This is a genomic window from Saccharothrix stipae (assembly GCF_054781895.1).
Window position 1 is genome coordinate 38210 of record NZ_BAAGTN010000018.1, and the last position, 13282, is coordinate 51491.

A 13282-nucleotide genomic window follows, 5' to 3' on the forward strand; every position below is an offset into this window, starting at 1 on the left:
CGGGAGCGCTCCCAGAAGAGCGCCTTCAGCTCTGATGGTGAACCACCAGCAACGCTTTGGTCAACGTTCTCTCTGGAGCGAGAAATTTTCGTAGCATGAGCTGCGGCGAACCGGCCCGTCACGCAGGTCGCCCCGGCCCGACGCATGTGGTGCGTCGGGCCGGGGCGACGGCGGGCGGCCTGGTCTAGTCCGGTGGTTCCATGGCGCCGGTCATGATCGCGACGGCGTCGGACATCGAGACGGTCTTCGGGTCGACCACGGCCTTGCGGCGGCCGAGGCGCTGGATGTGGATGCGGTCGGCGACCTCGAACACGTGGGGCATGTTGTGGCTGATCAGGATCACCGGCAGGCCGCGGTCCCGCACCTGGAGGACGAGGTCGAGCACGGCGCGGGACTCGCGCACGCCCAGTGCCGCCGTCGGCTCGTCCATGATCACCACCCGGCTGCCGAACGCGGCGGCCCGCGCCACCGCCACCGCCTGCCGCTGCCCGCCGGACAGCGTCTCCACCGCCTGGCCAGGGTTCTGGATCGTCATGATGCCCAGCGCGTCGAGCTGCCGCCGTGCCTCCTCGCGCATGCCGTTGCGGTCGAGCATGCGGAACACCGTGCCGAGGACGCCCTTGCGGCGGCGCTCACGGCCGAGGAACAGGTTGCTCGCGATGTCCAACGACGGCGAGACGGCCAACGACTGGTGCACCGTCTCGATGCCCGCGTCACGCGCGTCGATCGGCGAGGTGAACGACACCGGCCGGCCGTCGAGCAGGATCTCGCCCTCGTCCGGCACGACCGCGCCCGACAACGCCTTGATCAGGCTGGACTTGCCCGCGCCGTTGTCGCCGATCACGGCCAGGATCTCGCCGGGCAGCAGCTCCAGGTCGGAGCCCGCCAGCGCGGTCACCCGCCCGTAGCGCTTGACCAGCCCGCGGGCCTGCAACACCGGTGTGGTCATGGCTTCACCTTCCGGATCCACTGGTCCAGCGACACCGCGACGATGATCAGCACGCCCACGGCCAGCGTCTGCCACAGCACGTCCACCCCGGCCAGCGCCAGGCCGTTGCGGAACACACCGACGATCAACGCGCCGATCAGCGAGCCGACGATGGCGCCACGACCGCCGAACAGGCTGGTGCCGCCGATGACGACCGCGGTGATCGAGTCGAGGTTGTCCATCTGCCCGGCCTGCGGGCTCGCCGAGGCGATCCGGCCGATCAGCACCCACGCCGCCAGCGCGTACACCAGGCCCGCCGCCGCGTACACGCTCAGCAGCACGCGGGCGGTGCGGATGCCGGACAGGCGGGACGCTTCGAGGTCGTCGCCGGTGGCGTAGACGTGACGGCCCCAGGCGGTGTTCTTCAGCGCGAACGCCATCGCGGCCACCAGCAGCACCATCATGATCGAGCCGTAGGTGACGCGGGTACCGCCGAGGTTCACCGTCTCGCCGGTCCACAGCAGCAGCGACGGCATGTCGGCACCGCGGATGGTGGCGCTCTCCGAGTACCAGAGGTTCAACGCGAAGAACACGTTCAGCGTGCCGAGGGTGACGATGAACGGCGGCAGCTTCAGCCGCGTCACGAGCAGCCCGTTGAGCAGGCCGCACAGCGTGCCGACCAGGAAGCCGAGCAGCAGCGCGGGCAGGCCCGGCAGCCCGGTGTCCGCCGCCACCTTCGCCATCACGATCGACGTGAGCACCATGATCGCGCCGCACGACAGGTCGATGCCGGCCGTGAGGATGACGATGGTCTGGCCGACGGCGAGCGTGCCGATGACCGCGACCTGTTGCAGGATCAGGGAGATGTTGCCCGGCGTGAGGAAGCGGGGCGACAGCACGGCGAACACGACGATCGCGACCAGCAGCACCACGGCGGGCCCGATGGTGGCCTGCGAGTGCAGCAGGTGCTGGAGACGGGTCAGGGGTGACGGACGGACCTGGTCACCGCCCGGCGCGCGTTCGTCCGACAGCGTGGTCGACATCGCTCAGCCCCAGCAGTTCTGCAGGCCCCAGGCGGAGTCCTTCGACTCGACCCCGGCCGCGGGCTGGTCGGTGATCAGCGTGACACCGGTGTCGACGAAGTCCTTGCCCGCGGTGTTCTGCGGCTTCGTGCCGTCCTTGGCGAACTTCGCGATCGCCTCGACGCCGAGCTGCGCCATCTTCAACGGGTACTGCTGCGCGGTCGCGCCGATGACGCCGGTCTTGATGTTCTCCACGCCGGGGCAGCCGCCGTCCACCGAGACGATGACGACGTCCTTCTCCTTGCCGGCCGCCTTCAACGCCTCGTACGCGCCCGCCGCGGCCGGCTCGTTGATCGTGTAGACGAGGTTGATGCCGGGGTCCTTCTGCAGCAGGTTCTCCATCGCCGTCCGGCCGCCCTCGGGTGCGCCGTCGGTGACGTCGTGGCCCACGATCCGCGGGTCGCTCTCGTCGCCGATCCGTTCCTTGTCCCGCACGTCGACGCCGAAGCCCTCCAGGAAGCCCTGGTCACGCTGCACGTCCACGGAGACCTGGTTCGGGTTGAGGTCCAGCAGCGCGATCTTCGCCTGCTTGCCCTCGGTCTCGAACTTCGCCTTCGCCCACTGCCCGATCAGCTTCCCGGCCTGGTAGTTGTCGGTGGCGAAGGTCGCGTCGGCGGCGTCGGCCGGCTCCAGCTGGGTGTCCAGCGCGATGACCAGCAACCCGGCCTGGCGCGCCTTGTCCACCGACGGCACGATCGCCTTCGAGTCGTTGGGCGTGATCAGGATGCCCTTGGCGCCCGCGCCGATCAGGTTCTCGATCGCGTCCACCTGCGACTGGTTGTCGCCGTCCTGCTTGCCCGCGAACGACTGCACCGTCGCACCGGAGGTGCCCGCGGCCTGCTGCGCGCCCTCCTTCATCTTCACGAAGAACGGGTTCGTGTCGGTCTTGGTCACCAACCCGACGAGCGTGCCGCCACCGGCCGCGTCGCCGCCGTCCCCGCACCCGGTGACCAGTGCCAGCAACGACGCCGACACCAGCGCCGTGAGCCTGACGCCCATTCGCGACCGTCCGGTCATGTCTCCTCCAACGTCAACGTTGACGTAACCAGCCATCGAGCAGGAAGCGGATCACGTCGGGCTTGGTCACGCGATATCGCAAGCAGAAGTCCCGCACGTCCTCCCTCGACAGATGCACCGGGAGGAAGGGGGCTTTTTTTAAGTCATCGTTGACGCTAGCTTCGTGGTCCGAGGTGCGACAACCCGCCGTTACGCAAGCGTTACCCAGGATGGAGCAGAGGACCATGGACCCACGGGGTGCACGGCGCGAGCCGACCATGAGGGACGTCGCCGCACTCGCCCAGGTCAGCACGAAGACGGTGTCACGGGTCATCAACGACCTGCCCGGCGCCGGCGCCGAGGTCGTCGAACGGGTCCGCGCCGCCGCGCGCACCCTCGGCTACCGCCCCAACCTGACCGCCAGCAGCCTGCGCCGTTCCGACCGGCGCAGCGCCACCATCGGCGTGCTGTTCGAGGACCTGTCCAACCCGTTCGACGCCGCCCTCCTGCGCGCGGTCGAGGACCGGGCGCGGCAGAACGGCGTGCTGGTGCTGGCGGGCAGCAGCGAGGACGACCCCGGCCTCCAGCGCGAGCTGCTCACCTCCCTGGCCACCCGCCGCGTGGACGGCATGGTCGTCATGGCCGTCGGCGGCCACCAGGACGCGCTCCAGCAGGAGCGCGAGCGCGGCACGCCCATGGTGCTGGTCGACCGGCCGCCGACGTTCGGCGGCACCGACAGCGTCACCACCACCAACCGCGACAGCTCACGGGAAGCCGTGCTCCACCTGGCCGGTCGCGGTCACCGGCGCATCGCCTTCCTCGGCGACCGGCAGACGCTGTGGACCAGCCAGGAGCGCTACACCGGCTACCTGGAGGGGCTCGCCCACACCGGCCTCACGCTGCACGAAGAACTCATCCGCACCGACCTGCACGGCCCCGATGCCGCGGCGACCGCCGCCGCGGCCCTGTTCGACCTGGAAGAACCGCCGACCGCGCTGTTCACCGCGCAGAACCTGGTGACCGTCGGCGCGATGCGGATCCTGCGCGCCCGCGACCTGCACCACCGGGTCGCGCTGATCGGCTTCGACGACTTCCCCTTGGCCGACATGCTCGAACCCGGTGTCACCGTGCTGCGCCAGGACGTACCCGCACTCGGCCGCAAGGCCGCGGAGCTCATCTTCGCGCGCATCGCCGGCGACCAGTCCCCACCGACGCACGCCGTCGTCCCGGCCACCCTCGTCCAACGCGGTTCCGGCGAGCTCACACCGTCACACGACCAGGCCGGCAACCGTCCGGACGCCCTCGCGCACCCGGCACGGTGACGTCCGGGCACCGTCACCCGCGGGGAGCCCGACCGGTGTCGGACTCCCCGTTGTCGGTGCGGGTGCGTCAGGGGCCCGCGACGGCCTGGGCCTTGGCGTTGCGCTCGAAGACCGACCAGAACGAGGACGAGCAGTAGGCGCAGCCGGGGCCGAAGTACAGGCCGCGGGCCTGTTCGTCGGCCATGAGGTGGAGCCGGAACCAGTCGGTGACGGTGCCGTGCAGGGCGGGGATGCCGTAGTGGTCGGCGCCGCGTTGCTCGGCGTAGACGGCGGGGACCTGCGGGTCCATGTGTCCCGAACACACAGGCCACCGGTGCAGAACGGGCGCGATGAACAGCGTGACGCAGGCCGCCACCGAAACCCGGCGCCACCTCGAACGGGTCACGGACGTCCTGTAGGGCATGACCGACGAACGCGCCGCGTCGAGCGCACGCCACGTCGACGTGACGGACCTGCCCGAGGACGTCGTCGCGCTCATCGACGCCCTCGATCCCGGCGAGATCCTGTTCATCACGAGGGACGGTGCCCCGATCGCCGCGGTCGCCGGCATCGGCGGCGGAACCGGCGCGCGGCGCGCGGACGCCGAGCAGGAACCGTCGGTGCACGACGTGACCGTGGTCGCCACCGCGATGAAGTTGTCGAGTTCGGCCCGGGCGTCGCTGTCCGCCGCGCTCGGCGGGGACTACATCGTGCTCGACATGCACTCCGCGCCGACCACGGCCGACGTGCTCCTGGTGCCACCGAGCAGCCCGCAGCTGATCGGGAACCTCCGGTCGATGTTCCCGAGAGCCCGCGTCATCGTCACCGACGTCGAGGACGACGGCCTCGGTGTCGGCTACCGGGGTCCGGTCCGGCGCATGCTCGACGCCGGGGCCGACGGCTACCTCACCTCGACCACCATCCCCCGCCTGGCGCGGCAACTCGACCACGTCGTCACCCGGCACCGCGAACTCGACGCCGGCACCACCACGAGGGTCGAGATCGAGGCCTCCACCTGGGTGCCCGACCCTCCGCCGTGACTCCGGCAGCGTGGAGGCCCCGGCCCGGCTCGTTCGCCGGACCGGGGCCTCCACGCGGCTCCGACCACCTGGTCGGGTCAGCCGCGCAGGCTCCACTGCTGGTTGGCGCCGCTGCCGCAGGTCCACAGGATGAGCTTGGTCCCGTTGGCCGTGCCGGCGCCGTTGGCGTCCAGGCACAACCCGGACTGCACGCCGGTGATGGTGCCGTTGGCGTTGACGTTCCACTGCTGGTTGGTGCCGCCGTTGCAGTCCCAGACCACGACCGCCGTGCCGTTGCTGGTGCCCCGGTTGTAGGCGTCCAGGCACTTGGTGCCGGCCACCTGCAACTGCTTGCCCGAGGTGTGGGTGAAGCGCTGGTTGGTGCCGCCGTGGCAGTCCCACAGCTGGGCTTGGGCGCCGTTCGTCGGCGTCGAGCCGGCGATGTCGACGCACCGGCCGGACTGCGCACCGACGATCGTGCCGTTCTGCTGACCGCCGCCCTGGCGCCGGACGAGCGACTTCGACTCGGCCGACCGGTTGCCCTGTGCGTCCACGACGTAGAGCCGGTAGTCACCGGACGAGGTCGGCACGTCGATGGTCACCGCGGTGCCGCTCGCCCTGGTCATCGTCGGACCGGCGACGAAGTTGGTCGTGCCCGGCGGGGCCAGCCAGACCGTCCTGGTCGCATCGCCGGTGCTCCGGATCGGGATCGACGTCGCCCCGGCGGCGAGGAAGGTGCTGGCGGGCAGGGCGTAGTCCGGCAGGGAGAGGTTGGCCTGCGGCACGATGTCCCGGTACGCGTCCTCCAGCCCGGAGTTCACCGCGATGCCGTAGGCGGGTGCCGGCCAGACGTAGTCGGGGTAGGCGAGGATGTCCTGGATGGTGCTGTTCGGCAGGTTCTTGTTGGAGACCTTGTTGACCGGTCCGTAGGTCTGCGTGATGCTCAGGTCGTGCTTGCGCCCGAAGTCGTCCGAGTTGATGAGCCAGGTGATGTTCGGGTCCACGCTCAGGACGTTGTCGCGGAAGGTGATGAAGGCCGAACCCTCGTCCGGGTGTAGCCCGTACTTGTGGCCCGACGGGACACCTTGCAGGTAGTTGTTGGTGATCGTGGTTCCCGGCTGGCTGCCCAGCGTGTAGATGGGGGCCGTGTCGCTGAGGCGCTGCACCGTGTCGATGATGTGGTTGTGGCTGATGGTGTTGTTCTTCGCCGTGGTGGTCGGCCGGTTGGGCGCGATCGAGCCGGACGACCCGTCGAAGTTCCACCAACCCCAACCGAGCGTGATGCCCGACCACGGGCTCTTCTCGATCCGGTTGCGCTGGATCGTGAGGGTGTCGGCGAAGTACGCCGAGATGGGGCTGTGCCCGTGGAACAGCACGGCGCTGTCGTAGAGGTAGTTGTTCTTGATCTCGATGTTCTTGGGCAGGCCCTCGACCTGGGCCGAGTACTTCTCGCCGTTGGACGCCGTGTGGTCCCCGATGTAGACGTGCTGGGGGTGGCCCACGGTGATGGCGGAGCCCGCGATGTCGTTGGTGTGGTTCCCGATCAACTGCGTGCCCTGCACGTCGTTGACCATGTTGATCCCGTCGGCGCCGGTGTGCTGGACCCGGTTGCGCTGCAGGACGATCCCGTCGGCGTTCTGGACGTGGATGATGCCGGGGGTCACGTCGACGTTGCGGTAGTAGTAGACGTGGAAGTTGCCCCGCGCGTACGCGGTGTTGCCGAGGTTGCCCTGCTGCGCCTGCTTGAGCACGGAGCCGGCCACGGTGAACAGGTTCCAGTCGGAGTGCTGCACCGTGAGCCCGGTGAAGGTGATGTTGCGCGCGTGGCTGCCGGTGGACGTGCCGGCGACCCGCAGCACGGTCGACACGTTGTTCGGCGCGAACACCGTGGCGGTCGCCATGTTGTCCGAGTTGGCCTTGTAGTAGTAGACGGTCCGGCTGGTCTTGTCGAAGTAGAACTCACCCGGCGCGTCCAGGAACTCGTAGGCGTTCATGAACTTCTGGCTGCCGCCGACCTGGGCGTTGCCGTTGAAGGCGCCCTGGGCGATGGCCGCGCCCGGCTGCTGGAACAGCGCCACCCGGCTCGCGCCGTCGGAGCTCGTGGTGACCTGGCGGACGCCCACGATGGCCGTGGTCCAGGTCGTCCCGGTCTCGATCTCGATGTCGTCCTGGTTGCGGGCGATCGCGGGCAGGTCGGCCATGTTGTACCTGGCCCCGTCGCACTGCGAGCCCGATTCCCACGCCCAGGGCGCCTGCCCGGCGGTGATGTTGTACGTGCCGTAGCACCCCTGCGAGCTGATGGTCTTGGACGCCATGAGCGCACGCTTGTCGTTCACGTACAGCGCCCGCAGCTTGTTGGCGCGATCGAGCGGCGCCTTCCAGATGTTGCCGCTGTGCTGCGTCCAGCCGGTCACCTGGACACCGCCGTTCAGCACCGGCGTCTCGTTCTGGTACGCCGAGTACACGACGCGGTGGCCGTTCGTGCCCGAGTCGGCCGGCGCGAACTCCACGGTGCTGCTCACCGGGTAGTTCCCGCCGCGCAGGTACACGTAGATGTCGCCGGACATGTTCGCGTTCACCGTGCGGACGACGTCCCGCGCGCGCTGCACGGTCTTGAACGGCGCGGTGATCGTCCCGGCGTTGGCGTCGTTGCCGTCGGGGGCCACGTAGTAGGTTGCCTGGGTGGCGGCCGAGGCCCGATCGAGGTCCGCGAAGGTCGGCAGCAGCGCAGCGGACACGAACACCGCGAGGGCCACCGACAATCTCGCGGCGGTAGTGGCTGGTTTCACCTTCTTTTCCCTTTCGCTTGGTTCCGGCTGGGCGTGTTGCCCCGCGCACGCTGTCGCGGCGTGGCCGGCGGACGCCCACCGTGCGGTCGGCGGCGGCTCGTGGTGGTTGATCGGACCGGTCGCGGCCGGACGCGTGCGGCGCGGTCGGCGCGTGCGGCAGGGGATGTGGTCGGCCCGGGGTGCGGTCATCGCGGTCGGCCCGTGGGTGCGGCCGGCCGGGGAGTGAGGTCGGCCGGGGAGTGCGGTCGGCCGGGGAGTGCGGCAACGCCCTCGTCCGGCGGCAGGTCGAGGGCGGCCGGGACCGGCGGCGCGGAACCGGGTGGCGGCGGAGGCGCCGTCGTCGGTCCGGCGGGACGGGCCGGGTGCCGGCGGCGTGGCTGACGTCGCGGTCGGTGGCCGTCCTCGTCATCCACCCGCCGACGAACCCGGCTAACCGGCCCCGGTGGCGGGCCTGGGCGCGCGCTCTTCACGATCCCGGCGCGGCGCCGTCCTGTCGAACGCGCGGATCCAGCCCTTCATGAGCACTCCACTTCGCTGTGGCACCTGCGCGGCACCTGCCGGTCGCGCGGCAGGTGAACCTCTGAAGGATGTGTACTACTCATCGAGCTGGCCGGCCCGCACGCACGCCCAATCGGACCTGACGTGCGGGCATCGCTGTTTGCCTTGGTGCAGACGAAATCTTGACGACCGACCCGGTAGTCTATGAGAGCAGCAGGGTCACTCGCCGTCAAGGATAAGCGGGCTTATTTTTCCGCTCGACCACCGATTTGGTGAGCGAAATTGTTTCGCCGGTGACGATCGACCGCGGCCTGCTCACCCCCCGGTCGAGAACGCGGCGTCGAACGAGGCCGACGGCGGGTCGAACGCGTTGCGGCGCACGAAGGCCAGGGCCTCGGGCGCGCCGATGAGGCGGTCCATCCCGGCGTCCTCCCACTCGACGCTGATCGGGCCGTCGTAGCCGATGCTGTTGAGCATCCGGAAGGAACGCTCCCACGGCACGTCACCGCGGCCGGTGGAGACGAAGTCCCAGCCGCGCCGGGGGTCCGACCAAGGCAGGTGCGAGCCGAGCCGACCGTTGCGCCCGTCCCCGACCTGGCGCCGGGCGTCCTTGCAGTCGACGTGGTAGATCCGGTCGCGGAAGTCCCACAGGAAGCCGACCGGGTCGAGGTCCTGCCACACGAAGTGCGACGGGTCCCAGTTGAGGCCGAACGCGGGCCGGTGCCCGATCGCCTCCAGCGTCCGCACGGTGGTCCAGTAGTCGTAGGCGATCTCGGACGGGTGCACCTCGTGCGCGAACCGGACGCCGACCTCGTCGAACACGTCGAGGATCGGGTTCCAGCGGTCGGCGAAGTCGGCGTACCCGGCGTCGATCATCGACGGCGGCACGGGCGGGAACATCGCGACGGTCTTCCAGATCGAGGAGCCGGTGAACCCCACGACGGTCGACGCGCCGAGCTTGGCGGCGGCCCTCGCGGTCGCCTTCATCTCCTCGGCCGCGCGGCGCCGCACGCCCTCGGGGTCGCCGTCACCCCAGATGCGGGAGGACAGGATCCCCTTGTGCCGCTCGTCGATCGGGTCGTCGCACACGGCCTGACCGGTGAGGTGGTTGGAGATCGTCCACACCTTCAGGTCGTGCTTGGCCAGCACGTCGAGCCGATCGCGCACGTAGTCGTCGTCCTCCGCCGCGCGCCAGGGGTCGAGGTGGTCGCCCCAGCAGGCGATCTCCAGGCCGTCGTAGCCCCACTCGGCGGCCAGCCGGGCGACCTCCTCGAACGGCAGGTCGGCCCACTGGCCGGTGAACAACGTGATCGGACGCGCCATTCTCGTTCTCCTGTGGTCGAAGGGTCAGACGTGTCGCCAGGTGCGGGACGCCGCGCTGGCCTCGACGGCGGCCAGGACCCGCTGCACCTGGAGCCCGTCGGCGAACGACGGGGCGGGGTCGGTGCCGGCCGCCACGGCGCGGACGAAGTCGACGGCCTGGTGGGTGAACGCGTGCTCGTAGCCCAGGCCGTGGCCGGCGGGCCACCAGGCGTCCACGTAGGGGTGCTGCGGCTCGGTGACGACGATGCGGCGGAAGCCGGCGACCGCGGCGTCCTCCGCGCCGTCGTAGTAGTGCAGGACGTTCATGTCCTCGAAGTCGAACGCCAGGCTGCCCGCGGAGCCGTTGATCTCGATGCGGATGGCGTTCTTGCGGCCGTTGGCGAACCGGGTGGCCTCGAACGCGCCGAGCGCGCCGCCGGTGAACCGGGCCAGGAACAGGGCGGCGTCGTCCACCGTGACCGGCCCGGTCCGGTCCGCGACGGCGGTGCCGGACAGCCCGGAGTGGTCGGCCGCCAGGGGACGCTCGGACACGAACGTCTCCAGCATCCCGGACACCTCGCTGATGGTGTCGCCGAGGATGAACTGGGTGGCGTCGACGATGTGCGCGCCGATGTCGCCCAGCGCGCCCGACCCGGCCTTCTCCTTCTGCAGCCGCCACGACAGCGGTGCGGCCGGGTCGACGATCCAGTCCTGGAGGTACTGGGCGCGCACGTGGTGCACGCGCCCCAGCCGGCCCTGCGCCACGAGGTCGCGGGCGAGGGAGAGGGCGGGCACGCGCCGGTAGGTGAACCCGACCATCGCGCGCACGCCCTCCGCGACGGCACGGGCCGCCGCACCCGCCATCGCCTCGGCTTCGGCGACGGTGTTGGCCAGCGGCTTCTCGCACAGCACGTGCTTGCCCGCGGCCAGCGCCGCGAGGGCGATCTCGGCGTGCGTGTCACCGGGCGTGCAGATGTCCACCACCTGCACGTCGTCCCGGTCCAGCACGGCCTTCCAGTCGGTCGCGGCCTCCGCCCAGCCCAGTCGCGCGGCGGCGGCCTCGGTACGGGCCTGGTCCCGGCCGCACACCACGGCCATGACCGGGCGCACCGGCAGGTCGAAGAAGCGCGGCGCGACCCGCCACGCCTGGGAGTGGGCGGCTCCCATGAAGGCGTGGCCGATCATCGCGATACCCAACGTCGCTGTCGTCAAGGCGGTGATCTCCTAGGACTCGAAGGCGGTGGGCAGGTAGCGGTCGACGTTGTCCTTGGTGACGACCGGGGCGTACAGCTCGATCTGACGCGGCACCTCGACCTCGACCAGGTCGCCGAGGCTCTTGCCCTGCACGGCGAGCCGCGCCAGCCGGATGCCGTCCGCGCCCTGGGTGGAGGGGTAGACCACGGTCGCCTTGTGCAGGCCGTTGCCGGCCTTGATCTCACGCATGACGTTGGCCGAGCCCGCTCCGCCGACCATGAAGAACTCGCTGCGGCCGGAGTTCTTGATCGCCGCCGTGACGCCGACGCCCTGGTCGTCGTCGTGGTTCCAGATCGCGTCGATGCGCGGCGCGGCCTGCAGCAGGTTCGCCGCGGCGCGCTCCCCGCTCTCCACCGTGAACTCCGCGGCGACCCGGTTGCTCACCTTCAGCCCGCAGTCGCCGAGGGCCTCGGCGAAGCCCTTGCTGCGGTCCTGCGTCAGCGGCAGGGAGTCGATGCCCGCGATCTCGGCCACGACCGCACCGGACTTGCCGCCGAGCTCCTCGCAGATGTACCTGCCGGCGGACACGCCCATGCCGTGGTTGTCGCCCAGCACGGTCGACCGCGCGGCGAACGGGCTGCCGAACTCGCGGTCGACGTTGATCACCGTGATGCCGGCCTTCATCGCCTTGAGCGCCACCGGCGTCAGCGCCGCGCCGTCGAACGGCAGCAGCACGATCGCGTCGACCTTGTCGTTGATGAACGTCTCGACCTGGCTGATCTGGAGGTTGACGTCGTTGGTGCCCTCGACCACCTTCAGCTCCACGTCGGAGTACTTCTCCGCCTCCGCCTTGGCGGCGTTGGTGATCGCGGCCATCCAGCCGTGGTCGGCGGCGGGCGCGGAGAAGCCGATGACGACCTTGTCGCCGGGCTCGTCGTTGGCGACCCGGGCGCCGCCCTGGTCACCGCTGCCGGCCGGGGGCGCCGGGGTGTTGCCCGTGCAGGCGGTGAGGGCGAGACCGACCGAGAGGGCGGCGACGAGACGGGTTGTTGCCTTGCGTGACATGGGATTGCTCCTCGGGATGGCGGCGGTTGTGTCGGGGGTCAAGCACCACTGCGGCGGGCCAACCGCTGCTGGAGCAGCACGGCGACCACGATGATCGCGCCCTTCGCGACGGCCTGGGCGGAGATGGAGAGGTTGTTGAGGGTGAACACGTTCGACAGCGTCGTGAAGATCAGGACGCCGAACACGGTGCCCGCGATCGTGCCACGACCGCCGGACAGCAGGGTGCCGCCGATCACCACCGCCGCGATGGCGTCGAGCTCGTACAGCCCGCCGTGGGTGGAGCTGCCGGTGGTGGTGCGGGCGACGAGCATGATCGCGGCGATCCCGCAGCACACGCCGAGCAGCGTGTAGAGCAGCACGGTGTGCCGCCGCACGTCGATGCCGGCCAGCCGGGCGGCCTCGGGGTTGCCGCCGACGGCGAAGGTCCGCCGCCCGAACGTGGTGCGGTTGAGCACCACCCACCCCACGACCGCGACCAGCGCGAAGATCACCACCAGCACCGGCACGCCGAGCACCGACGCGTCGAAGAACGCGGTGAAGCCCGGCACGTTCACGATCTGGGTCTTGCGGTTGGAGATGATCTCGGCCAGGCCGCGGGCGGCGGCGAGCATCGCCAGCGTCGCGATGAACGCCACGATCCGCCCGTAGGCGATGAGCAGGCCGTTGACCACGCCGCAGCCGGCGCCCACGGCGAGCGCGGCGAACACGATGACGAGCCAGTGGGCGTCGTTGGCCATGGTCTGCGTGGCCAGGGTCGTGGCCCAGACCGAGGACAGCGCGACGATCGCGCCGACGGACAGGTCGATGCCGCCGCCGGTGATCACGAACGTCATGCCGACGCTGACCACGCCGATCACCGACGCCAGGCGCAGGATGGTGAGCACGTTGTCGACGTCGGCGAACCGGTCGCCCGCGGTGGCCACACCCACCACGCACAGCAGCACCAGGGCGACCACGAGACCGGTGTTGCGGCCGGCCGCGGACCCGAGCAGCGCGCTGACGCCGCGATTCGCGCGGTTCACCGTCGGCGGGCCGGCCTTGGTGGTGGCGGCGGTCTTCTCGCTCATGCGCACACCTCACCGGCGCTCGGCGTGGCATGGGCACAAAG

11 protein-coding genes are annotated in these 13282 nt (G+C 70.4%); 2 read left to right on the forward strand and 9 right to left on the reverse strand.

Annotation, left to right across the window (positions count from 1 at the left end):
- Positions 1–184: 184 nt before the first annotated feature.
- From ACYVLT_RS33710 to ACYVLT_RS33720, 3 genes are read right to left on the reverse strand one after another with little or no spacing between them, the layout of a single operon-like run.
- Entirely contained in the window at positions 185–949 is a 765-nt protein-coding gene (locus tag ACYVLT_RS33710; protein WP_461124202.1) for an ATP-binding cassette domain-containing protein, read from the reverse strand.
- The gene (locus tag ACYVLT_RS33715; RefSeq protein WP_461124203.1) at positions 946–1971 is read right to left on the reverse strand and encodes an ABC transporter permease; all 1026 of its coding nucleotides are present in this window, start codon (positions 1969–1971) and stop codon (positions 946–948) included. Before ACYVLT_RS33715 ends, ACYVLT_RS33710 begins: the two co-directional genes overlap by 4 nt.
- A 3-nt stretch (positions 1972–1974) precedes the next feature.
- Positions 1975–3027 (reverse strand): substrate-binding domain-containing protein, encoded by a 1053-nt coding sequence (locus ACYVLT_RS33720; RefSeq protein WP_461124204.1) that lies wholly within the window; start codon positions 3025–3027, stop codon positions 1975–1977.
- A gap of 224 nt (positions 3028–3251) precedes the next feature.
- Between ACYVLT_RS33720 and ACYVLT_RS33725 the strand changes: the two genes are divergently transcribed.
- Positions 3252–4328 (forward strand): LacI family DNA-binding transcriptional regulator, encoded by a 1077-nt coding sequence (locus ACYVLT_RS33725; protein ID WP_461124205.1) that lies wholly within the window; start codon positions 3252–3254, stop codon positions 4326–4328.
- Positions 4329–4395: 67 nt separating this feature from the next.
- Here ACYVLT_RS33725 and ACYVLT_RS33730 read toward each other — a convergent pair whose 3' ends face one another.
- On the reverse strand, positions 4396–4617 hold the full coding sequence (locus ACYVLT_RS33730) for a hypothetical protein (protein ID WP_461124206.1): 222 nt from the start codon (positions 4615–4617) through the stop codon (positions 4396–4398).
- Positions 4618–4729: 112 nt separating this feature from the next.
- On the opposite strand from ACYVLT_RS33730, the gene ACYVLT_RS33735 reads away from it, so the two are divergent.
- On the forward strand, positions 4730–5347 hold the full coding sequence (locus ACYVLT_RS33735) for a hypothetical protein (protein ID WP_461124207.1): 618 nt from the start codon (positions 4730–4732) through the stop codon (positions 5345–5347).
- Positions 5348–5424: 77 nt separating this feature from the next.
- Here the strand turns inward: ACYVLT_RS33735 and ACYVLT_RS33740 are convergent, their stop codons facing one another.
- The 5 genes from ACYVLT_RS33740 to ACYVLT_RS33760 form a co-directional block, all read right to left on the reverse strand.
- On the reverse strand, positions 5425–8115 hold the full coding sequence (locus ACYVLT_RS33740; protein ID WP_461124208.1) for an RICIN domain-containing protein: 2691 nt from the start codon (positions 8113–8115) through the stop codon (positions 5425–5427).
- Positions 8116–8928: 813 nt separating this feature from the next.
- Positions 8929–9936 carry a sugar phosphate isomerase/epimerase family protein gene (locus tag ACYVLT_RS33745; RefSeq protein ID WP_461124209.1) on the reverse strand — a complete coding sequence of 336 codons (1008 nt, stop codon included), beginning with the start codon at positions 9934–9936 and terminating at the stop codon, positions 8929–8931.
- A 24-nt stretch (positions 9937–9960) separates the two neighbouring features.
- Complete coding sequence (locus ACYVLT_RS33750; protein ID WP_461124353.1) at positions 9961–11100, reverse strand: Gfo/Idh/MocA family protein; 1140 nt, start codon at positions 11098–11100, stop codon at positions 9961–9963.
- Between the two features lie 39 nt (positions 11101–11139).
- Positions 11140–12174, reverse strand: coding sequence for a substrate-binding domain-containing protein (locus ACYVLT_RS33755; RefSeq protein ID WP_461124210.1), 1035 nt, complete (start codon positions 12172–12174; stop codon positions 11140–11142).
- A gap of 38 nt (positions 12175–12212) precedes the next feature.
- Positions 12213–13241, reverse strand: coding sequence for an ABC transporter permease (locus ACYVLT_RS33760; protein WP_461124211.1), 1029 nt, complete (start codon positions 13239–13241; stop codon positions 12213–12215).
- Between the last annotated feature and the right edge of the window lie 41 nt (positions 13242–13282).